Annotated in this window: 20 protein-coding genes; 13 read left to right on the plus strand and 7 right to left on the minus strand. The window is 60.4% G+C overall.

The window, feature by feature from the left end:
- Window positions 1-22: 22 nt before the first annotated feature.
- The 3 genes from F617_RS0123240 to F617_RS0123250 are packed head-to-tail and all read right to left on the minus strand — an operon-like array spanning window position 23 to window position 2924.
- Window positions 23-1087 carry an iron ABC transporter permease gene (locus F617_RS0123240; protein WP_019566927.1) on the minus strand — a complete coding sequence of 355 codons (1065 nt, stop codon included), beginning with the start codon at window positions 1085-1087 and terminating at the stop codon, window positions 23-25.
- An 11-nt stretch (window positions 1088-1098) separates the two neighbouring features.
- Window positions 1099-2112, minus strand: a complete 1014-nt coding sequence (locus F617_RS0123245) for an iron ABC transporter permease (RefSeq protein WP_026331036.1) — start codon at window positions 2110-2112, stop codon at window positions 1099-1101.
- Window positions 2109-2924 (minus strand): ABC transporter ATP-binding protein, encoded by an 816-nt coding sequence (locus tag F617_RS0123250; RefSeq protein ID WP_034502490.1) that lies wholly within the window; start codon window positions 2922-2924, stop codon window positions 2109-2111. Before F617_RS0123250 ends, F617_RS0123245 begins: the two co-directional genes overlap by 4 nt.
- A 200-nt stretch (window positions 2925-3124) precedes the next feature.
- Between F617_RS0123250 and F617_RS0123255 the strand changes: the two genes are divergently transcribed.
- Window positions 3125-4426 carry an NtaA/DmoA family FMN-dependent monooxygenase gene (locus F617_RS0123255; protein WP_019566930.1) on the plus strand — a complete coding sequence of 434 codons (1302 nt, stop codon included), beginning with the start codon at window positions 3125-3127 and terminating at the stop codon, window positions 4424-4426.
- 2 nt (window positions 4427-4428) lie between these two features.
- Here the strand turns inward: F617_RS0123255 and F617_RS0123260 are convergent, their stop codons facing one another.
- Complete coding sequence (locus F617_RS0123260; protein ID WP_019566931.1) at window positions 4429-5205, minus strand: IclR family transcriptional regulator; 777 nt, start codon at window positions 5203-5205, stop codon at window positions 4429-4431.
- Between the two features lie 272 nt (window positions 5206-5477).
- Between F617_RS0123260 and F617_RS0123265 the strand changes: the two genes are divergently transcribed.
- Window positions 5478-7580: a TonB-dependent receptor gene (locus F617_RS0123265; protein ID WP_019566932.1), complete on the plus strand. Its 2103-nt coding sequence runs from the start codon at window positions 5478-5480 to the stop codon at window positions 7578-7580.
- 88 nt (window positions 7581-7668) lie between these two features.
- Here F617_RS0123265 and F617_RS0123270 read toward each other — a convergent pair whose 3' ends face one another.
- Window positions 7669-8856, minus strand: a complete 1188-nt coding sequence (locus tag F617_RS0123270) for an acyl-CoA dehydrogenase (protein WP_003518112.1) — start codon at window positions 8854-8856, stop codon at window positions 7669-7671.
- Between the two features lie 96 nt (window positions 8857-8952).
- Between F617_RS0123270 and F617_RS0123275 the strand changes: the two genes are divergently transcribed.
- The 8 genes from F617_RS0123275 to F617_RS0123310 all read left to right on the plus strand — a co-directional run bounded on the left by F617_RS0123275 (window position 8953) and on the right by F617_RS0123310 (window position 17598).
- A complete protein-coding gene (locus tag F617_RS0123275) occupies window positions 8953-9879 on the plus strand; it encodes a LysR family transcriptional regulator (RefSeq protein ID WP_003518111.1) in 927 nt (308 codons plus the stop codon).
- Window positions 9880-10007: 128 nt separating this feature from the next.
- Window positions 10008-11075, plus strand: coding sequence for a LacI family DNA-binding transcriptional regulator (locus tag F617_RS0123280; RefSeq protein ID WP_003518110.1), 1068 nt, complete (start codon window positions 10008-10010; stop codon window positions 11073-11075).
- Window positions 11072-12094 (plus strand): ABC transporter substrate-binding protein, encoded by a 1023-nt coding sequence (locus tag F617_RS0123285; protein WP_003504736.1) that lies wholly within the window; start codon window positions 11072-11074, stop codon window positions 12092-12094. The genes F617_RS0123280 and F617_RS0123285 overlap by 4 nt, the downstream gene beginning before the upstream one ends.
- A gap of 169 nt (window positions 12095-12263) precedes the next feature.
- Window positions 12264-13091 (plus strand): ABC transporter permease, encoded by an 828-nt coding sequence (locus F617_RS0123290; RefSeq protein WP_019566933.1) that lies wholly within the window; start codon window positions 12264-12266, stop codon window positions 13089-13091.
- Window positions 13088-13867 carry an ABC transporter permease gene (locus F617_RS0123295; protein ID WP_019566934.1) on the plus strand — a complete coding sequence of 260 codons (780 nt, stop codon included), beginning with the start codon at window positions 13088-13090 and terminating at the stop codon, window positions 13865-13867. Before F617_RS0123290 ends, F617_RS0123295 begins: the two co-directional genes overlap by 4 nt.
- The gene (locus tag F617_RS0123300; RefSeq protein ID WP_003504741.1) at window positions 13860-14885 is read left to right on the plus strand and encodes an ABC transporter ATP-binding protein; all 1026 of its coding nucleotides are present in this window, start codon (window positions 13860-13862) and stop codon (window positions 14883-14885) included. Before F617_RS0123295 ends, F617_RS0123300 begins: the two co-directional genes overlap by 8 nt.
- 2 nt (window positions 14886-14887) lie before the next feature.
- The gene (locus F617_RS0123305) at window positions 14888-15808 is read left to right on the plus strand and encodes a nucleoside hydrolase (RefSeq protein WP_019566935.1); all 921 of its coding nucleotides are present in this window, start codon (window positions 14888-14890) and stop codon (window positions 15806-15808) included.
- The gene (locus F617_RS0123310; RefSeq protein WP_019566936.1) at window positions 15805-17598 is read left to right on the plus strand and encodes an adenine deaminase; all 1794 of its coding nucleotides are present in this window, start codon (window positions 15805-15807) and stop codon (window positions 17596-17598) included. Before F617_RS0123305 ends, F617_RS0123310 begins: the two co-directional genes overlap by 4 nt.
- 27 nt (window positions 17599-17625) lie before the next feature.
- Here the strand turns inward: F617_RS0123310 and F617_RS0123315 are convergent, their stop codons facing one another.
- On the minus strand, window positions 17626-18549 hold the full coding sequence (locus tag F617_RS0123315) for a LysR family transcriptional regulator (RefSeq protein ID WP_003504744.1): 924 nt from the start codon (window positions 18547-18549) through the stop codon (window positions 17626-17628).
- Between the two features lie 92 nt (window positions 18550-18641).
- Here F617_RS0123315 and F617_RS0123320 point away from each other — a divergent pair, with 92 nt between their 5' ends.
- The gene (locus tag F617_RS0123320; RefSeq protein WP_003518104.1) at window positions 18642-19889 is read left to right on the plus strand and encodes an MFS transporter; all 1248 of its coding nucleotides are present in this window, start codon (window positions 18642-18644) and stop codon (window positions 19887-19889) included.
- Window positions 19890-19918: 29 nt separating this feature from the next.
- On the opposite strand, the gene F617_RS0123325 is transcribed toward F617_RS0123320, so the two are convergent.
- Complete coding sequence (locus tag F617_RS0123325; RefSeq protein WP_003518103.1) at window positions 19919-21091, minus strand: M20 aminoacylase family protein; 1173 nt, start codon at window positions 21089-21091, stop codon at window positions 19919-19921.
- A 207-nt stretch (window positions 21092-21298) separates the two neighbouring features.
- On the opposite strand from F617_RS0123325, the gene F617_RS0123330 reads away from it, so the two are divergent.
- Both F617_RS0123330 and F617_RS0123335 read left to right on the plus strand, forming a co-directional pair.
- Window positions 21299-22006: a phosphoribosyltransferase gene (locus tag F617_RS0123330; RefSeq protein WP_026331037.1), complete on the plus strand. Its 708-nt coding sequence runs from the start codon at window positions 21299-21301 to the stop codon at window positions 22004-22006.
- Between the two features lie 205 nt (window positions 22007-22211).
- Window positions 22212-23267: a dipeptidase gene (locus F617_RS0123335; protein WP_003518101.1), complete on the plus strand. Its 1056-nt coding sequence runs from the start codon at window positions 22212-22214 to the stop codon at window positions 23265-23267.
- The last annotated feature ends 20 nt before the right edge of the window (window positions 23268-23287 follow it).

Genomic DNA, 23287 nt, shown 5'->3' on the forward strand with positions numbered 1-23287 from the left:
GCATACCCTTTGTTCAATTTCTTCAGTGGCGGTTAGTTCTGCGCAGCGCCTGCAGGCGCAGCGTGAGGATGAAAAGCGGCACGCCGATCAGCGTCAGCGCAAGGCCTATCGGCATCGGCGTATCGGCCACCAGCCCACGCGAAAGCGTATCGGCGGTCACCACCAGAATGCCGCCCGTCAGCCCCGACAGGAAAAGCCTGGCGCGACCGACGGCGGGCGACAGGAAGGTGGCGAGATGCGGGGCGATGACGCCGAGAAAGGTCAAGGGGCCGACAGCGGTGACGGAAGCGGAGCTGAGGATGACCGCAAAAACGATGACGAGCGGGCGCGAACGTTTGACCGTTTCGCCGAGCGCCATGGCCATCTCGTTACCGAGATCAAATACTGCAAGCGCCCGGCCGATGAGGAAAATGCCCACAAGGCTGACCGCGAAAAGAGGCGCGAACACGAGGATGATCGGCCAGCTCGCCTGAAACAGCGAACCCGCCATCCAGTCTGCAAGCGACAGCGATGTTTCCGTTGGTGTGTAGAGCAAAAGCACTGATGAGACTGATGAAAGGGCGGATTCGATTGCGATGCCCATCAGCAGGATGGCGAGCCCGCTGGAACGTTCGCGCCCCACGAGCGCGATGAGCAGGAAAGCTACCGCAAGGCCGCCGCCGACGGCCGCAAGCGCCACCATGGTCTTGGGCGCCGCCGGCACCAGCACCAGAAGCAGCATTATGGTGGTCATTGATCCCTGGCTCAGACCGAACAGGCCGGGATCGGCAAGCGGATTGCGGGCGACCGATTGCAGCATGGCCCCGGCCAGCGCAACGCTCCATCCGGCCATGAAACCAAGCAGGATGCGCGGCAGCCGTACCGTCCACAGCGCATAGGCCTGATCGTCGCTCAAATGCCCGCCGGCAACGCCGTGCAGAAGGTCAATGAGACCGGTCTGTGTATTTCCGAGACTAATGGAAATGGCGGCCAGCACCAACGCCAGCAGGATCAGTGCAAGGCCGGCCTTTAGGTTGCCGATGCCGATCTGCATCCCGCTCGGCAGCCGCAGGACCGCTTTGCCATCGGTGGCCAATTGCCTTTTCATGACAGCCCTCTTCATGACAGTTTATTGGCCGAAGGTGAAAGATAGAAGCGCTTGACTATGACGATGAAGACGAGGCCGCCTAGCAGGTCCATGAACAGTCCGGTATTGACCACATACGGCCTGAACAGGGTTTGCGCGCCCAGATCGGCCAGCACGCACAGAATCGCCCCGACAAGGGCTGAAGCGGGCAAAGCGAGCGTGAAATTCACCCCGACCAGCGGCCGGACCATATGCGGAACGATGAGGCCGACGAAGCCGATGGGACCGCAGATGGCCACGGCCGAGCCGGACGCCAGCATTGTGGCGAAAAGTGCGATCCGGGAAACGCGCGTGACGTTGACGCCGGCGGAAGCGGCTTTTTCCGCACCCAGCAGTACCAGCGTCAGCGGGCGGGCAACCGACCAGAGCATCACCATCGCAATGGCGCCAATCCACCAGAAATCGGTGAGGCGCTCGGCATAGACGTGGTTGATATTGCCGCCGACCCAGCTCAGGAATTCGGCGCGACGTGTGGGGTTTGACAAAAGGAGGGCATTGGTGATGCCGATCAGCAGCATGGAGACAAGCGCACCGGACAGGATGAGCGACAGGCCGCGCGGATCGTTTGACCGCCCGGCCAGCCGGGCGACGAGGAAGCAGGCGCCAAAGCCGAAGCCGGCGCCGATAAGCGCGATGAGCCCCTGTATTTCGGGCGAGAAATCGAACACCAGCGCACCGGCGACCACAAAAAGCGTCGCACCGGCATTCAGGCCCAGGGTGGAGGGCGAGGCGAGAGGATTGCGGGCAAGCCCCTGCAGCACGCAGCCACTGACGGCCGTGCTGGCGCCGACATAGATCGCAATCAGTGAGCGCGGGATTTGCTGATAGAGGAGAACCGACTGTTCATAGGTTTCGGCCTCGCCATGCACGAGCGTCGTCGCGATTTCGGCAAGTGGCAGGTCGCCAGTCATCAGCACGAAGTTGATGACGAGAACAGCGGCCAGCAAGATCGCGGCGGCAAAGATCAGCATTATTTTAGATGTCATGCCGGAATGGCCTGTTCCTGCCGCTCAAGCCGCGGCACGCAGATGAGCCGCCCCTGCCGGGAAAATATGTCGGCCTCGAGATCAAAGACGTCGGCAACATTGGCTGATGTGACCGTATTCGCGACAGGCCCGGAGGCGAGAACCCGTCCGGCTTTCAGCATGATGACGTCATCGGCGAAGGTGGAGGCGAGGTTGAGATCATGCAGCACGACGATAACAGTTTTGCCGTGCCTGTCCGTCAGTTCGCGCACGAGGCTGAGGACGGCATATTGATATTTCATGTCGAGATGGTTGACCGGCTCGTCCATCAGGATCACCTCCGTGTCCTGAGCGAGCACCATGGCGATGAAGGCGCGCTGGCGCTGGCCGCCGGACAGCGTGTTGACCTGCGCCCTGGCCTTGTCTTCCAGCCCGACGGTCTTCAGCGCTTCGGCAAAAAGCGCCCGGTCGCGTTCGGATGGACCGCCGCCAAGCCCGTAGCGCGCATAACCCGCAAGCTCGATCAATTCGCCAAGCGTCATATAGTCAGGGCAATGGCATTCCTGCGGCAGATAGGAGATGCGGCGGGCGAGTTCGCGGCGTCCGATCGCGCCGATCAGGCGGTCACCGAGGCTTATCCTGCCTGATGATAAAGGCACGAAACCCATGATCGTCTTCAACAGCGTCGACTTGCCACAGCCGTTGGGTCCGACCAGCGCTGTGACGCGGCCGGTTTGAAAGCGGGCAGACAGGCCCTGCAATACGGGGATGTGTCCGTAACTCGCATGAAGGTCCGTGGCATCAAGCACCGGATTACAACTCCTGTTATTCATAGGGCCATGCGTCGACTCGACGCACGTCCTACCTAAGCTGTTGAATTCCCATATCGAACTTGCGGAAATCGAGTTCTGTACCGGCAAGCGCGACAGGCTGGTCTTGAAGCGACACTAAACTATAGTAAAATTCTCCACAAATCGAAATTTGCCGATTCACATCGCGGTTTTCGTGATGATTTTTTCATTCGAGGTGTTTCATGTCAGTCGCGCTCAAGCTTCACGTCGGCATGTCGCTGGCGCCAACCTGGCTCAGCGGCGAGGCATGGCGGCGTCAAGACAGCGGTATAGACGGGGTTTTCTCCAGCGATTATTTCGTCGATCTTGCAAAGCGCGCCGAGGCTGCGCATGTGGATTTTGTCTTCCGGCCCGACACGCTGTTCCTGCGCACTGAGGGGCTGGAGGCCGGCGGCGGATTTGCGAGCATGGACCCGAACATGCTTCTGGCCGCCATCGCACGGGAGACCAGCCATGTCGGCCTGTTATCCACGGTTTCAACGACATTCCTGCCGCCTTATGTGGTTGCCCGCCAACTGCAATCGCTGAACTGGCTGAGCAATGGCCGGGCGGGATGGAACATCGTCACGGCGCTGGACGGCCACGAAAATTTCGGTCTGAAAGAAATGCCGTCGCCGCAGGAGCGTTATGAACGCGCCGCCGAGTTCACGCAGGTAGTACAGCAGCTCTGGGCGAGCTTTCCCAACGAGGCGCTAAAGCTGGACAAAGAGAGCGGGCGTTTTGCCGATTCGTCGCTGGTCCAGCCAATCGCGCATGAAGGAGAGCACTTCAGCGTCAAAGGCCCGCTCAACCTGCCGGCCCATTCCAGCCGTATTCCACTGGTGCAGGCTGGGGCTTCCCCCGAAGGCCGCGATTTCGCAGCCTCCGTTGCGGATGCGGTCTTTGCCTCGACGCCGGATATGCAGGCGGCAATCGAACTTCGGGCGGATTTGCGGCAAAGAGCGGAGCGGCATGGGCGCTCACCAGATGTGGTGAAGCTGATGCCGGGTCTCAGTCTTTATCTGGCCGACACCAAGAACGAGGCGCTGGAGCTGTTTGCGGAGACCCACGCAAGGGCCAACCATGGCCGTGTATTTGCATCCATTCAAAATCTGACGGGTCTTGACCTTTCCGACTGGTCGCTCACGCGGATCGTGACCCCGTCTGACTTGCCGCCGCCGCCCGAGACACCGAGAAGCCGCACCCATGCCAATCTGCTCCGCCGGCTGATCGAACGGGAAACGCTGAGCGTTGCCGAATTGTTGCGGCGTCCGGAAGTGATGGGGTCGGGCCATTGGCAGATCATCGGCACGGTTGAGGATGCTTTTGAAAGCATCCGCGAATGGGTGGCGGCCGGCGCGATAGACGGCTTTGTCGCGGTGCCCGGCGGTTCGGTCGCGTCGATGCGGCTGGTGCTGGAGCGGCTGCTTCCGAGGCTCGGTGATGCCGGGCTCTTCCGCACCGCCTATTCCGGCAGCACCTTCGCCGACCACCTGGCCGGATAGGTTTACGAGCCGCCGGATTCTGCCGTCGCCTTTCCGGCCGCTTCAAGAAGCTGCGGAAAGTGCCGCTCGGTCTCGGCGGTCGCGAGGAAAGAAACGGTGGTGACGACGCAACAGATTTCGCCCTGTGCGTCGAAAACCGGGGCGGCCTTGCCGGTCAGGGCGGAGAACAGGTGTTCGTTGAGTTCCGCGCCGCCCGTCTCACGAATGGCGTGCAGGACTTTAGCGTCTGGGCGGTACCCGCGAAAGGCGGGTGGCTGCAGCTTGCGCACCGGCGCTGTCCTGTCCGGTGGCAGATAAGCCTGAAAAACCAGCCCGCAGGCGCTGTTATCCAGCGGTAGAACATCCCCCAGCGCCACGGTGCTGATGGAGAAGCTGGCACTCCTGTGCCATTGCACCACGGTCGGGCCGCGATCGGTCCAGATCGCCACGCCGCAACTGGCGCCGATCTGCGAGGCCAGTGCTTTCATCTGTCGACCGGCGGTTTCGACCGGATTGATTCGTCTGAGCGCGCTGACGCCTATCGAGAGCGCGGTTGGGCCGAGGTCGTAGCTGCCGGTTGCAGGGTCCTGTGCCACCAGTCCCTCCCGCACGAGGCTTTGCAGGTAACGATGAGCTGTGGAACGGCCTGTGCCGGCGCGTTTGGCGAGTTCGCCGAGTGCAAGCGCCCCGTCCGATTTTGCCAGAAGGTCGAGAAAACGGGCAGCAATAGAGACCGACTGAATGAGGGCAGAGCGCTTCTCTCCGTCGTTTTCAGGCAGATTGTCCGGCTCGTCATCCATGGCGTCCAAGTCCGCTCCCCGATTTATGTCGTGAACATGCCTAGCGCATCCGACCGGAAATCGGAATCGATTTCTGAGCTATTTCAAAGCCTTCCCCTTGAGGCGGGGAACTACACGACAACGGCCAGTCGATAAACTTTGTTGTAAATATGGCACATCCCGTTACGGAACCCTATCCGTCCACAATACGGAACGCATTCTCTATTGCGAAACGGATAACGCTTCCGTTACTTGAATATGACTTTGATACTCATGTTTATTAGGGGTGTGTTATGGGGTTTCGTTCTAGCGGCCGTTTGATGGGCGGGGTCAGCGTTTTGACGCTGGCCGCCCTGTTTGTGACGCCGGTTTTCGCCCAGGAGCAACAGGCCGAGGCCTCGGGAACGACCGTTCTCAAGCCGATTGTGGTGACCGGCGAAAAAGTCGCGCGCGACATGAAGAACACGGCGTCTTCCGTCTCGGTCAAATCCAGCGATGAACTGAAAAAGGAAAAGACAGGCGATCCAACCGTCTCAGACGCGATCAAGGACATTCCAAACGTTGTTTATACCGACAATGTCAGCGCCCCGATCATTCGCGGTCTCGACACGCAGGGCCCGAACACCGGAGCAACGGCATTCTTCGCCGGCACCGTGCCGCGCGCCACGATCAATGTCGATGGTCACTATCTCGGTTATAACGAGTTCATCTATGGCGCGACGTCCATCTGGGATGTCGAAAGCATCGAGGTCTTCCGTGGGCCGCAGACCACATCGCAGGGCGCTAACGCCATTGCCGGCGCCATTCTCGTCAATACCAAGGACCCGACGTTTACGCCGGAAGCAAGCTATCAGGCGGAAATCGGGAATTATCACCAGAAGCGGGCGTCCTTTGCGGTCTCAGGCCCGTTGATCGAAGACGAGCTGGCGGCGCGTCTGGCAATCGATTATTCGGGTCGCAATACCTTTATCGATTACATCAATTCCGGTTTTGCCCACGCAGGCACCAACCAGGATTTCAAGGAATTCAACGCGCGTTTCAAGCTTCTGTGGGAACCGCCGGAAATTCCGGGCCTGACGACCAAGCTGACTTATTCCTATAACGCCGCCAACCGGCCGAGCCAGGAAGCGGCGTCGCGTCCTTTCGAGGATCTCAACCACGTCACCACCACCATGCCGAGCTGGAGCCAGAATACCCACACCGGTATTCTCGACATCAACTATGACTTTGAAAACGGCGTGAAGCTCTTCAACCAGACTCAGTTTTCCGCCTCAGACGCGCGCCGCAGGGTGGGTGTGGTCAATAATGGCGACGCCAATATCGATCAGAAGAATGTGTCCCACGAGACCCGTGTGACCTTCGGTGACCAGGAAGACGTTCTGAGTGGCGTCGCGGGCATCTATTACGCCCATACGCAGGCCGATGAAATTCTCTATCTTCTGAACCCGGCAAACAGAAGAACCCTTTCGACATTTGACGATACCAAGGACAATCTCGGCATTTTCAGCGAGTTGAGCTACCGTCTGACCGACCAGTGGACGCTTACCGGCGGCCTGCGTTACCAGACCGATCGTATTCAGCGCGCTGGCCGCTCCGTCTATTCCAACGTCGCGGTTGATTTTGACGAGACCTTTTCCGAATTGCTTCCCAAGGCCTCGCTTGCCTATGCGATCAATGATGACTGGACCGTTGGCGGCATGATCAGCCGTGGTTACAATCCCGGCGGCATATCGCTGAACATCTCGTCGGGCCAATGGTTGCCCTTCGAGAAGGAAACCATCTGGAACTACGAACTCTACACGCGCGCGAAGTTGCTGGATGACAGGCTGACGCTCAACAGCAACCTGTTCTACATGGATTACAAGAACGCCCAGTACAATATTCCGGTCGTTATCTCGTCAGGCATTACTCAATCCTACACCATCAATGCGCAGAAAGCGCATGCCTATGGTCTGGAAGTCGGCGCCGACTATCAGGTTCTCGACAATGTGACGCTGAAGGCAAGTGCCGGCGTGCTGAAGACCGAAATCGACCAGATTTCCAGCAATGCCAGCTATGCAGGCAATGAATTCGCGAAATCGCCTGGTTACATGTTCAGCATCGGGGCAAGCTGGGATGTGACCGACAAGTTCACCGTCTCGGGTCAGGTGCGTCATATCGACGGTTATTATTCCGACACGGCCAACACGGCTGCCTATGCGATCGACCCCTACACCATCGCCGATGTGCGTGCGAGCTACAAGTTCCAGGAGGAGATGGAGGTCTACGCTTACGTGAAGAACGTCTTCGACGAGCGTGCGCCGACCTATATGCAGCAGAACCGCGGCATTGGCGGCATCGAGGCCAGCATGACCGAACCGCGCATGTTCGGCATTGGTGTCAGAGGCACGTTCTAAGCGATTGCCTGAACCGGAAAAGTAAAAAGGCCTTCGAAGTGATTTTCGAAGGCCTTTTTTTCATGAAGGAAATGATGCCGAGAAGGTCTTAGAAAAACGCCTGAATGCCCGTCTGCGCCCGGCCGAGGATCAGCGCGTGAACGTCGTGCGTGCCCTCGTAGGTGTTCACCGTTTCGAGGTTCTGGGCGTGGCGCATCACGTGGTACTCGATCTGGATACCGTTGCCGCCGTGCATGTCGCGGGCCTGGCGGGCGATATCCAGCGCCTTGCCGCAATTGTTGCGCTTGATGATGGAGATCATTTCCGGCGCCATTTTGTGCTCGTCCATCAGGCGGCCGACGCGCAGCGATGCCTGGAGGCCGAGAGCGATCTCGGTCTGCATGTCGGCGAGCTTTTTCTGGTAAAGCTGCATGCCGGCCAGCGGCTTGCCGAACTGCTTGCGGTCGAGACCATATTGCAGGGCGCGGAACCAGCAATCTTCCGCAGCGCCCATCACGCCCCAGGAAATGCCGTAGCGGGCGCGGTTGAGGCAGCCGAACGGGCCTTTCAGGCCGGAAACATTCGGAAGCAGCGCATCTTCGCCAACTTCCACGCCATCCATGACGATCTCGCCTGTTATGGAGGCGCGCAGCGAAAGCTTGCCGCCGATCTTCGGTGCAGACAGACCCTTCATGCCTTTTTCCAGCACGAAGCCGCGAATCTGGTTGTCGTGGGCTTCGGATTTCGCCCAGACGACGAAGACATCGGCGATGGGCGCATTGGAAATCCACATTTTCGAACCACGCAGGCGATATCCGCCGGCGATCTTTTCGGCGCGGGTCTTCATTCCGCCCGGATCGGAGCCGGCATCCGGTTCGGTCAGGCCGAAACAGCCGATCAGCTCGCCGGAGACGAGACCGGGAAGGTATTTCTTCTTCTGTTCGTCCGAGCCATAAGCGAAGATCGGATGGATGACGAGCGAGGACTGCACGCTCATCATCGAGCGATAACCGCTGTCGATCCGCTCCACCTCGCGGGCCACGAGACCATAGGCCACGTAGCTGGCATTTGCGGCGCCATATTCTTCCGGCAGGGTGACGCCCAGAAGGCCGGTGCGGCCCATCAGGCGGAACAGTTCCGGTTCGGTGGTCTCAGAAAGATAGGCCTCGGACACACGCGGCATAAGTTCCGATTTGCCGAAGGCTGCGGCGGCGTCGCGGATCATCCGCTCGTCGTCGGTCAGTTGGTCTTCCAGCAGAAAAGGGTCCTGCCAATTGAATGCTGCGCGTTCGCTCACTGTGTGCCTCCGGATTTGCTGGCCGGATTATTCGTGTTAGCCCCTGATGGCACAAGCCATGTTTACTCATTTTTGCATTACATATAGTAATGGCTCATGACGTCTCTCAGCCGCAAACTCCTGCCCTCCACCAGTGCGCTTGCCGCCTTTGATTCCGTTGCCCGGCTTGGCAGCTTTTCAGCCGCTGCCGATGAACTTGCCTTGACGCAAGGGGCGATCAGCCGTCAGGTTATGTCACTGGAAGAACAGCTTGGCGTGCGCCTGTTCGAGCGCGGCGCGCGTGGTGTGTCACTGACGACCGAGGGTGGTGCTTACGCGAAATCGATTGCCGCAGCCCTTGGCGAGATACGTGCCGCCTCGTTGCAGATCATGACCAAAACGCATGGCAATACGCTCAATCTAGCGATGCTGCCGACATTCGGCACCCGCTGGCTTCTGCCGCGCATTCCTGATTTCGTCTCCAGTCATCCGGAAATCACCATCAATTTCGCCACCCGCATCGGCCAGTTCGACTTCGAGCGTGAGCAACTGGATATGGCGATCCACATCGGGCAGGCGGATTGGCCGGGGGCGGAAAGCACCTTTCTAATGCATGAGATGGTTGCGCCGGTGTGCAGCCCCGAATTCCTGAAGGCGCATCCGGTCGAAAAAGGTGAGGATATTGCCGGCCTGCCACTGCTGCACATGGCCTCGCGGCCGGGTGCCTGGAGCCACTGGTTCGAGAGCCTCGGCCATTCGCTTGCCTTGCCGCAGGGCATGCGGTTCGAGCAGTTTTCCAGCGTGGCACAGGCCTGTATCGCCGGACTTGGCGTGGCTTTGATGCCGCTTTTCCTTATCGATAACGAACTGAAATCGCGGCAACTGGTGAAAGCCTACGATCATCAGGCCAAAAGCCCGAGTTCCTATTATGCGGTCGCGCCGCTATCCCGTGCCAACCACGTTCCAGTCGTGCTGTTTCGCGACTGGCTGGTACGGCAGGTCGAGGCCTATCGTGCGGCGGGCAATCTGCCACTGGAAAAATAAGCGCACTTTTTTCGGGCATTTAGACTTAGTGCTTCAATTTTTGCCCGGTTTTGTCTCTGGCCGGACTCGACAGGACGGTTTTGGTCGATTATCGTGATTAAACGTTTAATCAGCCCTTTCGGACCATCATGGCGTCTTCACGGCCTGCCACCAATCTGAGCGCGATAGCAGCGGCACTCGGCGTGTCGGTTGCAACCGTGTCCAATGCGCTGTCGGGCAAGGGCCGTGTTTCGCCGGAACTGGTGGAGCGCATCCGCAAGACCGCAAGCGAACTTGGTTATGTGCCGAGTTCGGCGGGCAGGGCGCTGCGCACCGGCAGATCAGGAGTTCTCGGGCTGGTGCTGCCGGATATCGCCAATCCACTCTTCCCACAGATCGCGCAGGCCATCGAAAAGGCAGCCGTCAATGCCGGTTATGGTGTTTTGATCGCCGACTCGCGCGGCGAGATCGCCATGCAGACGGACGCCATCAACCGGCTGATCGAGCGTGGAGTGGATGGCATGGTCGTCGTTCCCCGCCGCGGCACGCGTATCGCGGATGTCGATTGCCCGGTGGCGGTGATCGACAGCCCCTCGACGCCCGGAAACACCGTAGCCGCTGACCACTGGGATGGCGGCCGGCAGATCGGCGAATATTTGGCAGCCCTCGGACACGACAAGGTGGTGCTGATCGGCAAGAACCGCGACTCAAATGTGCAGAACGACCGACTCGGCGGCATTCGCGATGGTTTGGGCAAGGCCTGCGTCACGGAGACGCTGTGGGTAGACGCCATTGAAAAGGCGGATGGTGCGGGTTGCCGTCTCGGCCTTACCGAAAAGGTGAGGGATGGTTTCACTGCCTTTGCTGCCGTATCCGACCTGCATGCGTTGCGCGCGCTCACTGAATTGCAGCGCGAGGGCATCGAGGTGCCGGAAGAGGCGAGTGTCACCGGCTTCGACGATCTGATTTTCTCCGCCGTGGTGACGCCGCCGCTGACGACGATGCGCATGGATATGCGCCGCATCGCCGATCTGGCCGTGGATGCGCTGTTGCGCGCGATCGATGGCGAGGCGGGCTTCGAAAACGGCATAGCTGCCGAGGTCACGGCAGAAATCTCGAAAGTACCGATGGCGCTGATCATGCGCGGCTCCACCGGCGAAAAAAAGCATGATGCGATTGAAGCCAAAAACACGACAGCAGGAGAACTCACACCATGAAAAAAATCATTCTTGCATCGGGCACCGCCCTGATGCTGACGATGGGTGCCGCGCAGGCGCAGGACAAGACGCTGACGATCTCGGTCTACGCCTTCGCGCAGGACGAATTCAAGGAACTGGTCTATACACCGTTCGAAAAGCAATGCGGCTGCAAGCTGGTCGTCGAGACCGGCAACAGCGTTGAGCGCCTCGCCAAGATGGAGGCCAACAAGGCCAATCCGGTGGTCGATCTCGCCATTGTTTCCATGGCGGATGCGCTTTCCGCCACCCGCAAGGACCTGATCCAGAAGATCGATGCCGCCAAGGTGCCGAATATCGGCAAGCTCTATGACATCGCCAAGGATCCGAATGGCGACGGCATGAGCGTCGGCGTCAATTTCTACGCCACGTCAATCGTTTACCGCACAGACAAGATGAAGATCGATAGCTGGGCCGATCTTTTGAAGGACGGCATCGTCGACCACGTCGCTTTCCCGAATGTCACTACCAATCAGGGCCCGCCGGCGCTTTACATGCTGGGCAAGGCCATCGGCAAGGATACGCCTGATCTTGCTGGCGCTATCGAAGCCGTGGGCGAAAAGAAGGACGATATCGTCACGTTCTACGTGAAATCGTCGCAGCTGGTGCAGCTCATGCAGCAGGAAGAAATCTGGGCCGCCCCCATCGGCCGCTTCTCCTGGGCGCCCTTTACCAAGCTCGATCTGCCGCTTGCCTGGGCAACCCCCAAGGAAGGCCAGACCGGCGGCATGAACGTGCTCGTGGTGCCAAAGGGCACGAAGAACGAAGATCTGGCGCTGCAGTTCATGGATTTCTGGCTCTCGACCGACGTTCAGAAGGCGCTGGCCGAAAAGCTCGTGGACAGCCCGACCAACAAGGAAGTCAAGGTGTCCGACGAGGTGGCGAACAATATCACCTATGGGGACGAAACCGCAAAAAGCCTGCAGCTCATTCCTTCCGCCGTGACGCTCGACAACCGTGACAAGTGGCTGTCGGAGTGGAACGCCAAGGTCGGTCAGTAAGTCCTTATCAAGGTTTGGAATGGGGCATTTAAAACGTCCGAAAGGGCGGCTCCATTCCCGGAAAAGCGGTTTGGTCGTCCCCTGACCGCTTTTCCACCTCTCAATTCCGCAAGCTGGCCATGACTGCTTGCAGTAACAATCGGCCGCGGGCCGTTCGGGGAATAAAGCGATGTTTCAGAACCGGGCCGAAGCGCTGGCGCTTGCCTTGCCCGCCGCAATTTTCGCGGCGGCGGTCTTTCTTGTGCCGGTCTTCATGCTCCTGTCGGAAGGCTTTCACACCACTGACGGCTGGACATTGTCCGCTTACGCCGATTTCTTCTCCGATCCGCTGAACAGGGCGGTTTTCCTGCGCACCCTGAAGCTTGGCGCACTCGTCACCATCGTATCTGCGGTGGTGGGTTATGCGGCGGCTTTCGCCATCGTCAATCTGTCGCCGGGCGCGAAAGGACATGTCGTCAATCTGGTCGTCTTGCCGCTGATGATCTCGCCGGTTGCCCGAACCTATGCCTGGATCGTCATTCTCGGAAGAACCGGCATCGTCAACCAGGCGCTTCAGGCGGTAGGACTGAGCGATGCGCCGATCCGTATACTGTTTTCCGAAACGGCTGTTTTCATCGGCCTTCTGCAATTGTTCCTGCCATTGATGATCATTTCCCTCATCAGTGCGCTGGAGAATATGCCCAAGGATACGATCGCAGCCGCCCGCGTTCTCGGCGCAAACTGGCTGCAGGTGTTCTGGAAGGTCATCCTGCCGCTCACCAAGGAGGGGCTTGTTGTCGGCGGCACGCTGGTCTTCACCGGTTCGCTCACGGCCTATATCACGCCGGCCATTCTCGGCGGCTCCAAGGTGCTGATGCTGGAAACCCTGCTCTATCAGCAGGTGACGGTCTCCAACAATTTCGTCGCCGCCAGCGTCATCGCTTTCATCCTGATCGTCATGAGCTTTGCCGCCAATATCCTGCTGAAGCGCATCGCCACCGCAAGGAATAAGAAATGACCCGGCCGCTCTTCATTCCGCTCACGCTCCTGCTCGTTGTCGGCTTCCTGATCGGGCCGTTCCTCATCATCGTTGCGGCCTCGTTTTCGGCCGGCGACACGCTCGCCTTTCCGCCGCAGGGCTTTTCACTGAAATGGATCGCGAAGGTCTTCACCGTCGAAAGTTTCCGTGAAAGCTTCGCGATGTCGATGTTCCTTGCCATCGGCGGCACATTCACGGCGCTCATCCTCGGTATTCCCGCGTCCTATGCCATGTCGCGCTACAAGCTGCCCTTTGCGGAAACCGTGCGCACGATCGTTTCGGCGCCGATCATCGTGCCGGGTATCATCGTCGGTCTGGCGCTGCTGCGCTATTTCGTCGTGCCCTTCGGCATCGGCATCACGCTCGCCCTGTTTCTCGCGCACACGGCGCTCATCCTGCCCTATGCGGTACGGGTGGTTTCGGCCAGCCTCAACAATCTGCGTTCTGATATCGAGGAGGCGGCGGTGCTGCTCGGCTCGTCGCGGTTTGGCGCATTTTTCCGTGTGGTGCTGCCCAATATTCGCGGTGGCATCCTGTCGGCCTTCATCCTCGGTTTCGTGACGAGTTTCAATCAGGTGCCCGTGTCGCTGTTCCTGTCGGGGCCGGGCGTGCGCACGTTGCCCATCGACATGCTGGGCTACATGGAGATCGTCTTCGATCCGTCTGTCGCCGCACTCTCATCGCTGCTCGCCTTCCTTTCCATCGGCATCGTCTTCCTGGCCGAACGTTTTCTGGGGTTCTCCCGTTATGTCTGACGCAAATTACCTTTCGCTCCAAAAAGTCTCGCTCGCCTACGGCAACAGCATCGCCGTCAAGGATCTCGACCTCGATATCCGCAAGGGTGAACTTCTCGCACTGCTCGGTCCTTCCGGCTGTGGCAAGACCACCACGATGCGCGCCATTGCCGGGCTGATGCCGGTGGCGGGCGGGCGCATCGATCTCGACGGCGCCGATATCACCCGCGTCGCCGCCAACAAGCGCGCCGTCGGGCTGGTGTTTCAGTCCTATGCGCTGTTTCCGCACCTGACGGTTTACGAAAACGTCGCCTTCGGCCTCAAACTCAAGGGCATGAACGGCAAGGCGCTTGATGACAAGGTCGCCTCCGGCCTGAAGTCCGTGGGATTGTCGAACTTCGCATCGCGCAAGCCGGCCGAGCTTTCCGGCGGCCAGCAACAGCGCGTGGCGCTGGCGCGCTCCATGGTCATGGAGCCGAAGGTCCTGCTGCTCGATGAGCCGCTCTCCAACCTTGATGCGCGCCTCAGGCTTGAAATGCGCACCGAATTGCAGCGCGTGCAGAAGGAAACCGGTGTGACGATGATCTTCGTCACCCATGACCAGATCGAGGCGCTCGCACTGGCCGACCGTATTGTCGTCATGAAGGGCGGCAAGATTGAGCAGATCGGTACACCGGAAGAGATCTATAATGCGCCGGTTTCCGCCTTCGTGGCGGATTTCGTCGGCTTTGAAAACATCTTCGCGCTGGAAGGCGGCGCGTTGAAAACCGAAAACGGCACAACACCGCTTACCGGACCAGTCCCTTCAGCATCTGGACTGGCCTGGCGGCCGCGCATGGTCACCCTTGGTTCAGGTCCTTTCCAGGGAACCGTGCGCGGCACATCCTTTGCCGGAAATACCCGTGAGTACCTGCTGGATACGCTGCTTGGTCCCATCAAGGCGGAGACCGATGCTGCGCTGACCGCCCATACGATTGGTGATACGCTTGCCTTCGACCTTCCGGTCGAAAAGGCGGCAAGCCTCAAGGTGTTTGGCTGATCATGGGTGTGTGGATCGATACTGATATGGGCTTTGACGATATCGCCGCCATCATGGTGGTGCAATCGGCAGGCCTTGCCATAGACGGCATTTCGCTGGTCTTCGGCAATGCGACGCTGGATGTTGTCTGCAGCAACGCCGCAGGCGCGGTCGCCGCCTTCGGCTGGTCCATGCCGGTCCATCAGGGCCGTGCCAAACCCGTCCTTGGCGCGCTCGAAACCGCACAATGCATTCTCGGTGACAGCGGCATTCCGACCGTTGGCCGTAGCCTGCCGGATGCGCCCGCTCTGCCGCAAAGCGACGCTTTCACTGCGCTGTGCGGCTGGCTTGAGGGGGCAGGCGAAAAGCGTGTCCTCGCGCTCGGCCCGCTTACCAACATCGCCGCCCTTTGCCTTGCCCGGCCCGATCTTGTCGCGAAAATTTCCGATCTGACCTGGATGGGTGGCGGCGTGACGAGCGGCAACCACACCGCATCTGCCGAATTCAACGCCTTTGCCGATCCGGAAGCGCTGGCCATCGTGCTTTCCCATGACCTGCCGCTGCGCATGGTCGATCTGGACGCCTGCCGCAAGGTCACCGCCTCGCCAGCCGATGTGCTGCCGATCCGAAATGCTGGCGGCAAAAACGCCGGCCTGATTGCCGACCTGTTGGAAGGTTTCATCGGCATCGCCACGAGACGCGGCAGACCGGCCATGGCGCTTTACGATCCCGTTGCCGCTGTCGGCTTCACCTCCGAGCTGCTTGGCTGGCGCCATACGCGGATCGATGTCGAGCTTCACGCGGCGCTAACGCGCGGGCGAACGGTGGTTGAGCCGCGTGCCGACAAGGTTGCCGCCTTCAACGCGCATTTCGCCGACACCGTGAATGCCGAAGCGGCAAAGGCTGCGGTTCTCGAGGCGTTGCGCCGCGAGGCTGCCCGATGAGTGCACAATCCCCGATACGCGAGCCGGTCGATCTCAACGACGATGCGCTGCGCGCCCGCGCGGTTGCCGCTGCGCGCGGCGATGCGGCTTTCGATGTTCTCATTACCGGCGGAACGCTAGTGGATGTGGTGACGGGGGAGCTTCGCGCCGCTGATATCGGCATTGTCGGTCCGCTAATTGCCAGCGTTCACGAACCGGCAAGCCGCAGCGATGCAGCGCAGCTCGTCGACGCGTCGGGCGCCTTTGTCTCGCCCGGCCTGATCGACACGCATATGCACATCGAAAGTTCGATGATAACGCCCGCTGCCTATGCGGCAGCAGTGGTTGCCCGCGGCGTCACGACTATCGTCTGGGACCCGCATGAATTCGGCAATGTCCATGGTGTCGAAGGGGTGCGTTGGGCGGCGAAATCCATCGAAAACCTGCCGCTGCGCGCCATTCTGCTTGCACCCTCCTCAGTGCCATCAGCACCGGGTCTGGAGCGCGGCGGCGCTGATTTCGATGCCGGAATTCTCGCTGATATCCTGTCATGGCCGCAGATTGGCGGGGTTGCGGAAATCATGAACATGCGCGGCGTCATCGAACGCGATCCGCGCATGAGCGGCATCGTACAGGCCGGTCTTGTCTCGGAAAAGCTGATCTGTGGCCATGCGCGCGGCCTGAAGGACGCCGATCTCAACGCCTTCATGGTGGCCGGTGTTTCTTCCGATCACGAGCTGGTCTCGGCTGAAGACCTGATGGCGAAGCTTCGGGCGGGGTTGACCATCGAGCTGCGCGGCTCGCACGATCATCTGCTGCCGGAATTTGTGGAGGCGCTGAATGCGCTCGGCCACCTGCCGCAGACGCTGACGCTCTGCACTGACGATGTTTTCCCGGACGATCTGTTGCGGGGCGGCGGGCTGGACGATGTGGTGCGCCGCCTTGTCCGTTATGGCCTGAAGCCGGAATGGGCGCTGCGCGCCGCAACACTGAATGCTGCGCAAAGGCTTGGCCGTGCCGATCTCGGCCTCATCGCCGCCGGTCGCCGTGCCGATATCGTCGTTTTCGAGGATTTGAGTGGTTTTTCACCCCGTCATGTCTTGGCCGGTGGCAGGGCGGTTGCGGAAGCCGGGCATATACTCGTCGACATTCCAGCCTGCGATGCGACGGCGCTCGAAGGCTCGATGAAGTTGCCGCTGCGCGCAGCCGATGATTTCCGGGTTGCCTGCGAGGGCGCAAGGGTGCGCCTTGCCACCATCGACCGCCCACGCTTCACGCAATGGGGCGAGGCGGAAGCCGAGGTGAAGGATGGTTTCGTCGTTCCCCCCGAAGGCGCCACGATGATTTCCGTCACCCACCGCCACGGCAAGGCCGAGCCAGTTACCAGGACCGGCTTCCTTACCGGCTGGGGACGCTGGAACGGCGCCTTCGCCACCACCGTCTCGCATGACAGCCACAACCTCACTGTCTTCGGCGGTAATGCCGAAGACATGGCGCTGGCCGCCAATGCGGTGATTGCGACAGGCGGCGGCATGGCTGTCGCCTCCGAGGGTAAGGTGACCGCGCTTCTACCCCTGCCGCTCTCCGGCCTCGTTTCCGATGCGCCGCTTGAAGACGTGGCAAAGGCTTTCGAGGAATTACGCACCGCTGTCGGCAAGGTGGTCGAATGGCAACCGCCCTATCTCGTTTTCAAGGCCTGTTTCGGTGCCACGCTCGCCTGCAACATCGGTCCTCACCAGACGGATATGGGCATTGCCGATGTGCTTACGGGCAAGGTGATGGAAAGCCCGGTGATTGCGGTTCTCGAATAGCGGCGGTTCGCATCTGCGGGCTGCGATTTATTCCACCTTGGGCCCGTCAGGCGTCTGTGTTTCACGCGCGGCAATGCGCGCTGCCATCACGAAATTCTTCACCACGGGCGATGTCGTTCCGCGCCGATAGGCGAGCGATATGGAAAGCTGTGGCGGCGGACCGCTGGAGGGCAGCAGGACGATGTTGTGCATTTTGACTTGTGCGACGGATTCCGGAACGAGGGAAACCCCGAGTTCGGCCGCGACCAGCGACAATATCGAGACGATTTGCGGTGCAGCCGGCCCGAGACGCGGCGTGAATCCAGCCTCCTCGCAGGCTTTTATCGATGCATCGTGAAGGCTGGTGCCGATGCTGCGTGGCGTCAGAATGAAAGGGTCGTCGCGCAGTTCCATCAGGTCTATGGCGGTTCCGCGCCGCGCGAGTGGATGGGATGCCGGCAGGGCGACCAGAAGCGGTTCGTCAGTGAGCACTTCCTCGAGCAACGTATCAGGGTCGGATTGTGAGGGGCGCAGCAGCGCCACGTCCAGCCGATCTTCAAGTAGGGCCGGCGTCAGTGCGAGAGCAGCTGCCTCCATCACCTGAAGTTCTACGTCAGGGTATTTGCGTCTGTAAGTGCGGATGCACGCCGGAACCAGAGGGTTGAGCGCCGCCGTGCCGGTAACGCCTATTCTCAGGATACCGGTTTCACCGGCCGCCGCCCTGCGTGCAAGCCGGATACCTTCGCTCACCTGATGCGGAATATGGGTCACCGCGATGCGAAACGCATGACCCGCCGGCGTTAGTTCCGCGCCATGCGCGAGACGCCGGAATAGCCGCACGCCGATTTCCTGTTCCAGAACCTTTATCTGCTGGCTGAGCGGCGGCTGCGCGATTCCCAGATGTTCTGCCGCCCGCGTGAAGCTGCCTTCATTGGCGATGGCCAGAAAATAGCGGATGTGCCTGAGTTCCATGATATTAGATCCAGATATGACAGGAACGCCTTCCATATATTAGAATGAAAGACGGAGCTGCGCTATAGCTGGGAGCGAAAAGGACAAACCCTATGCGCCAGCTCAAAAAACAGGATTTCACCCCGCCGATCGTCATGACGGAGGAGCCGCCGGATGTGCTCTGGATCCGGCAGGGAAGCCGCCAGTTTCGCCGGGCGAGTTGGGCGCTCTTTCTGGCCGGCTTCGCCAGCTTTTCGCTGATTTATTGCGTGCAGCCGCTGCTGCCGGAATTTCCGGCGGAATTCGGCATAAACCCCGCAACCGCATCGCTCGCCCTGTCGCTGACGACGGGAACGCTGGCCTTCGCCATTCTTCTCAGCGGTGCTTTTGCCCAGCTCTTCACCCGCCGAAATCTGATGTTCGTTTCGATGATGCTGGCCGCTATCGCCAATATCATTGCAGCAAGCACGGAAGGTTGGGCATGGCTGCTTGCCGCCCGCGCGCTGGAAGGGTTCGTGCTCGGCGGCGTTCCCGCCGTCGCCATGGCTTATCTTGCCGAGGAGATCGAACCTTCCAGTCTCGGCAAGGCGATGGGGCTTTATGTCGGCGGCACGGCCTTCGGCTCCATGGCCGGGCGTGTCGGCATGGGGCTGGTGTCCGCCTATACGTCCTGGCAGGTTGCAATGTATGCACTGGGGGCGGTCTGCATCCTTGCGGCCATCGGCTTCCTGCTGCTTCTTCCGCCCTCGCGGAATTTCCGGCCGCAGCACATGCCGCTGAAAAATCATCTGAGAATATGGGCGCAACATCTTGGAAATCCTGAACTTCGGCGGTTCTATTTCCTTGGCGCGATGCTGACGAGCGTGTTCACCACCGTTTTCAACTATTGCGCCTTTCGCCTCGTCGCGCCGCCTTACGAATTGGGCCGCACCGCCGTCAGCATGATCTTCCTGACCTTTGCCCTGGGTATCGTCGCTTCCTCCTATGGCGGTGCTCTGGTCGACCGGTTCAGCCGGCGGATCATGCTGGTGGTTGCCTTTTCCACCATCCTTGCCGGTATCCTGCTGACCTTCGCCTCAAGCATCATCCTCATCGTGGCGGGGATTGCGGCGATAACCGTCGGATTTTTCATTGGGCATTCGGCTGCCAGCAGTGGTGTGGGTGCCAATGCGGGAGGCGCCAAAAGCCATGCTTCCGCGCTTTATCTGCTGTTTTATTATTGCGGAGCGAGCATCACCGGCTGGATCGGTGGCTGGTTCTGGATCCATGCCGGCTGGCCCGGCATCATGGCCATCACCGCCGGCTGCGCGCTTGCCGGAATTTTCGCCAGCCTTGCCGGTCCGAGCGCGCGGCGCGTCTGAGCGGCCATCGCCGATGCATCCGGCCTTTTTTACTCCGCCGCCAGTTCCTGCTCCACCAGTGTTGCCCAGAAAGCGACGCCGGGAACGATTGCCGCGTCGTTGAAGTCGTAGGAGGTGTTGTGGTGCAGCGCGCCATCCACCGCGGGGCCGTTGCCGAGCCAGACGTAGCAGCCGGGGGCTTCGCCCGCGAAAAAGGCGAAGTCGTCGCCGGCGGTCGAGGGCGGGAAGGCGGTGCGGGATTTGTTGCCGAAGACGGTCTTGGCGGCTCGCAGCGCCCGTTTCGTCGCATCGGCATCGTTGATGACGGGCGGAATGCGGCGGATGAATTCATAGCTTGCCTCGATGCCGAACATCGCCGCCGTACCCTTGGCGAGCCTACCGATTTCCGTTTCAAGCTGGCTGCGCACCTCAGGCGCGTAGGCGCGTGCGGTGCCGCCGATTTCGACGAGATCGGGAATGACGTTGAGCGCCTTGGGGTCACCCGCCTGCACCGAGCAGGCGCTGACGACGGCAGGTTGCAGCGGATCGACGACGCGGCCGACGATGCTTTGCAGCGAAGCGAGGAAGGTGCCCGCCGCCGTTACCGGATCGCGGCCGAGATGCGGCTTGGCGCCGTGGGTACCGATGCCCCTGAAGGTGACGCGCCAGCTATCGGAAGAGGCAAGCTGCGGTCCTTCCACCACGGCCATTTCGTCAATGCCAAGCCCCGGCATGTTGTGCAGGCCATAAACTGCATCGCAGGGAAACAGGTCGAAAAGCCCGTCCTCAACCATTTTTTTGGCGCCGCCACGGCCTTCCTCGGCCGGCTGGAAGATGAAATGGACGGTGCCGGAAAAATCGCGGGTACTGGCGAGATAACGCGCAGCGCCCAGCAGCATGGCGGTGTGGCCGTCATGGCCGCAGGCATGCATCTTGCCGGGGAACTTCGATTTATAGGGCCGGTCGGGAATTTCCGGCATGGCCAGTGCATCCATGTCGGCGCGAAGACCGATACTGCGGGTGCCGTTGCCCACCTGCAGCGTGCCGACCACGCCGGTACCGCCAAGGCCGCGATGCACCTTCACCCCCGCCCTTTCGAGAAGATCGGCGACGATGGCGCTGGTTCTCTCCTCTTCAAAGCCCAGTTCCGGATGGGCGTGGAGATCGTGGCGAAGCTCCGTCAGGAATGGCAGGTCCTCGCCGATGCGGTCCAGCAGTCTCATGGGTAGCTTGTCCTTGAATATGGGGAAAACCCACGCCATAGGTGGGCTTGTCCGAATGCCTGTTGCTTTGTTTCCTTCTAGCTGAAAAACCCAATGAAATGAACCCGCCGCATGCTGCGGTTGTCGAAATGCCTGATATGCCGAACGGGGATGGCGCGGATGAAAATCGCTTCCGCTTTTGCCGTCCCGCTTCTGAAAGGAAAACCGATGCCGCAATCCGCATCGCCCGCCGCATCATCCCCCGCCGCGCCGCATGAGTTCTGGCAGGATGTTCTACCGCCCCGTTCATTCGATACGACAGGCCCGCATTCGGCTTTCTTTCCGGCTGAGCTGGATGACGGGCGGCAGATCTGCCTGCCGATCCGGCCCTTGGCGGATGGCGAACATGCGCTCGCCTCGCTCATCGTCAATCAGGCCTCTTTTGACGTGCTGGAAGTGCTGGCCGCCGACCTGGCGGAAAAGCTTCGCCCCCTCAAGCCAGATGTCGTGATCGGCCTGCCGACTCTGGGGCTCACGCTTGCCGCAGCCGTTGCCCGTCACCTCGGCCATTCACGATATGTGCCGCTCGGCACTTCGCGCAAATTCTGGTATCTGGAGGAACTGTCGGTGCCGATGTCCTCCATCACCACCAAGCAGGAAAAACGGCTTTACATCGATCCGCGCATGTTGCCACTCATCGAGGGCAGACGGGTGGTGCTGGTGGACGATGTCATCTCCAGCGGCAGTTCCATCATTTCAGGTCTTTCGCTTCTCGCCTCATCCGGCATCAAGCCGGTGGCAATCGGCGCTGCCATGCTGCAATCGGATCGCTGGATGCAAAAAATCGCTGCTTTCGGGCCGGAATGGCCGGAGCGGGTGAGGGGTGTTTTCGCAACGCCGCTGCTGAAAAAAGCCGAAGGCGGCTGGCGGGCTTGACGTTGCGCAATTCCCGGCAAAAGGCAAGTGGTGATAATTTCATCGTTGCCTAATTTGCGTCTTGCGGAGCCGTGAGAGATCGTCCTAAGATCGTTTCTGACAGACTATAGCAGTCGGCGAAAAATGCGCCGGTTTGCTCTCGCGCGGTGTTATTCCGGCGTCTGCCCGCCCCCTTTGGTTTTGCCGCTTACTGGAATTTCTTGACATGCATGCAGTGTTCGACGGTCATAATGATGTGCTGCTTCGGTTGTGGCGCAACAGCAAGGCCGGTGGCGATCCGGTGGCTGAATTCAAGAACGGCACCCGCGAAGGCCATATCGACGGTCCGCGTGCACGTGCAGGCGGTCTCGGCGGCGGCATCTGCGCCATCTACATTCCCTCCGGCGATCTGGTCCTGCAGGAGCCGGACGCGCAGGGCCATTACGATACACCACTTGCGGCGCCGCTCGAACGCCAGCCCTCGCTCGATATTGCGATGGAAAAGGCTGCGATCGCGCTCAGGCTTGACCGTGCCGGCGCCTGGCGCCTTTGCCGCTCGACGGCCGATATCCGCAAGGCCTTTGCCGAGGATATTTTCGCGGCCGTGCTGCACATGGAAGGCTGTGAGGCGATCGGTGCCGATCTCGATGCGCTTGAGGTTTTTTATGCCGCCGGCCTGCGTTCGCTCGGTCCGGTCTGGAGCCGGCACAATATTTTCGGTCACGGCGTTCCCTTCTCCTATCCAATGTCGCCCGATACCGCGCCCGGCCTTACCGATGCCGGTTTTGCGCTGGTCAAGGAGTGCAACCGGCTCGGCATTCTCATCGATCTCGCCCACATCACCGAAAAGGGCTTCTGGGATGTGGCGAAGACCACGAACCAGCCTTTGATCGCCAGCCATTCCAACGCACATGCGCTCACCCCCGTCGCCCGCAATCTTACTGACCGGCAGATGGATGCCATCAAGGAGAGCGGCGGTCTGGTGGGCCTCAACTACGCGGTCACCATGTTGCGGGCGGATGCGCGCGACATTGCCGACACGCCGCTTTCCGACATGGTGCGCCACATCGACTACATGGTGGAGCGTATGGGCGTCGATTGCGTGGCGCTCGGATCGGATTTCGACGGCGCGACGGTACCCGTTGGCGTTGCCGATGCCAGCGGCAACCACAATCTGGTTGCGGCGCTGAAATCGGCGGGCTACGGTGATGGAGAACTTGCTAAAATATGCCGGGAAAACTGGCTGCGCGTCCTATCCCAGGCCTGGCACGAGCCGGCCTGAAGGCAAATAAAAGCGAACTT

The organism is Agrobacterium sp. 10MFCol1.1 (genome assembly GCF_000381165.1).
GTDB lineage: Bacteria > Pseudomonadota > Alphaproteobacteria > Rhizobiales > Rhizobiaceae > Agrobacterium > Agrobacterium tumefaciens.

Bases quoted from the DNA above. Each gene is read 5' to 3' on its own strand.
- F617_RS0123240 (WP_019566927.1), bottom strand. From the start codon at position 1,087: ATGAAAAGGCAATTGGCCACCGATGGCAAAGCGGTCCTGCGGCTGCCG.
- F617_RS0123245 (WP_026331036.1), bottom strand. From the start codon at position 2,112: ATGACATCTAAAATAATGCTGATCTTTGCCGCCGCGATCTTGCTGGCC.
- F617_RS0123250 (WP_034502490.1), bottom strand. From the start codon at position 2,924: ATGAATAACAGGAGTTGTAATCCGGTGCTTGATGCCACGGACCTTCAT.
- F617_RS0123255 (WP_019566930.1), top strand. From the start codon at position 3,125: ATGTCAGTCGCGCTCAAGCTTCACGTCGGCATGTCGCTGGCGCCAACC.
- F617_RS0123260 (WP_019566931.1), bottom strand. From the start codon at position 5,205: ATGGATGACGAGCCGGACAATCTGCCTGAAAACGACGGAGAGAAGCGC.
- F617_RS0123265 (WP_019566932.1), top strand. From the start codon at position 5,478: ATGGGGTTTCGTTCTAGCGGCCGTTTGATGGGCGGGGTCAGCGTTTTG.
- F617_RS0123275 (WP_003518111.1), top strand. From the start codon at position 8,953: ATGACGTCTCTCAGCCGCAAACTCCTGCCCTCCACCAGTGCGCTTGCC.
- F617_RS0123280 (WP_003518110.1), top strand. From the start codon at position 10,008: ATGGCGTCTTCACGGCCTGCCACCAATCTGAGCGCGATAGCAGCGGCA.
- F617_RS0123285 (WP_003504736.1), top strand. From the start codon at position 11,072: ATGAAAAAAATCATTCTTGCATCGGGCACCGCCCTGATGCTGACGATG.
- F617_RS0123290 (WP_019566933.1), top strand. From the start codon at position 12,264: ATGTTTCAGAACCGGGCCGAAGCGCTGGCGCTTGCCTTGCCCGCCGCA.
- F617_RS0123295 (WP_019566934.1), top strand. From the start codon at position 13,088: ATGACCCGGCCGCTCTTCATTCCGCTCACGCTCCTGCTCGTTGTCGGC.
- F617_RS0123300 (WP_003504741.1), top strand. From the start codon at position 13,860: ATGTCTGACGCAAATTACCTTTCGCTCCAAAAAGTCTCGCTCGCCTAC.
- F617_RS0123305 (WP_019566935.1), top strand. From the start codon at position 14,888: ATGGGTGTGTGGATCGATACTGATATGGGCTTTGACGATATCGCCGCC.
- F617_RS0123310 (WP_019566936.1), top strand. From the start codon at position 15,805: ATGAGTGCACAATCCCCGATACGCGAGCCGGTCGATCTCAACGACGAT.
- F617_RS0123315 (WP_003504744.1), bottom strand. From the start codon at position 18,549: ATGGAACTCAGGCACATCCGCTATTTTCTGGCCATCGCCAATGAAGGC.
- F617_RS0123320 (WP_003518104.1), top strand. From the start codon at position 18,642: ATGCGCCAGCTCAAAAAACAGGATTTCACCCCGCCGATCGTCATGACG.
- F617_RS0123325 (WP_003518103.1), bottom strand. From the start codon at position 21,091: ATGAGACTGCTGGACCGCATCGGCGAGGACCTGCCATTCCTGACGGAG.
- F617_RS0123330 (WP_026331037.1), top strand. From the start codon at position 21,299: ATGCCGCAATCCGCATCGCCCGCCGCATCATCCCCCGCCGCGCCGCAT.
- F617_RS0123335 (WP_003518101.1), top strand. From the start codon at position 22,212: ATGCATGCAGTGTTCGACGGTCATAATGATGTGCTGCTTCGGTTGTGG.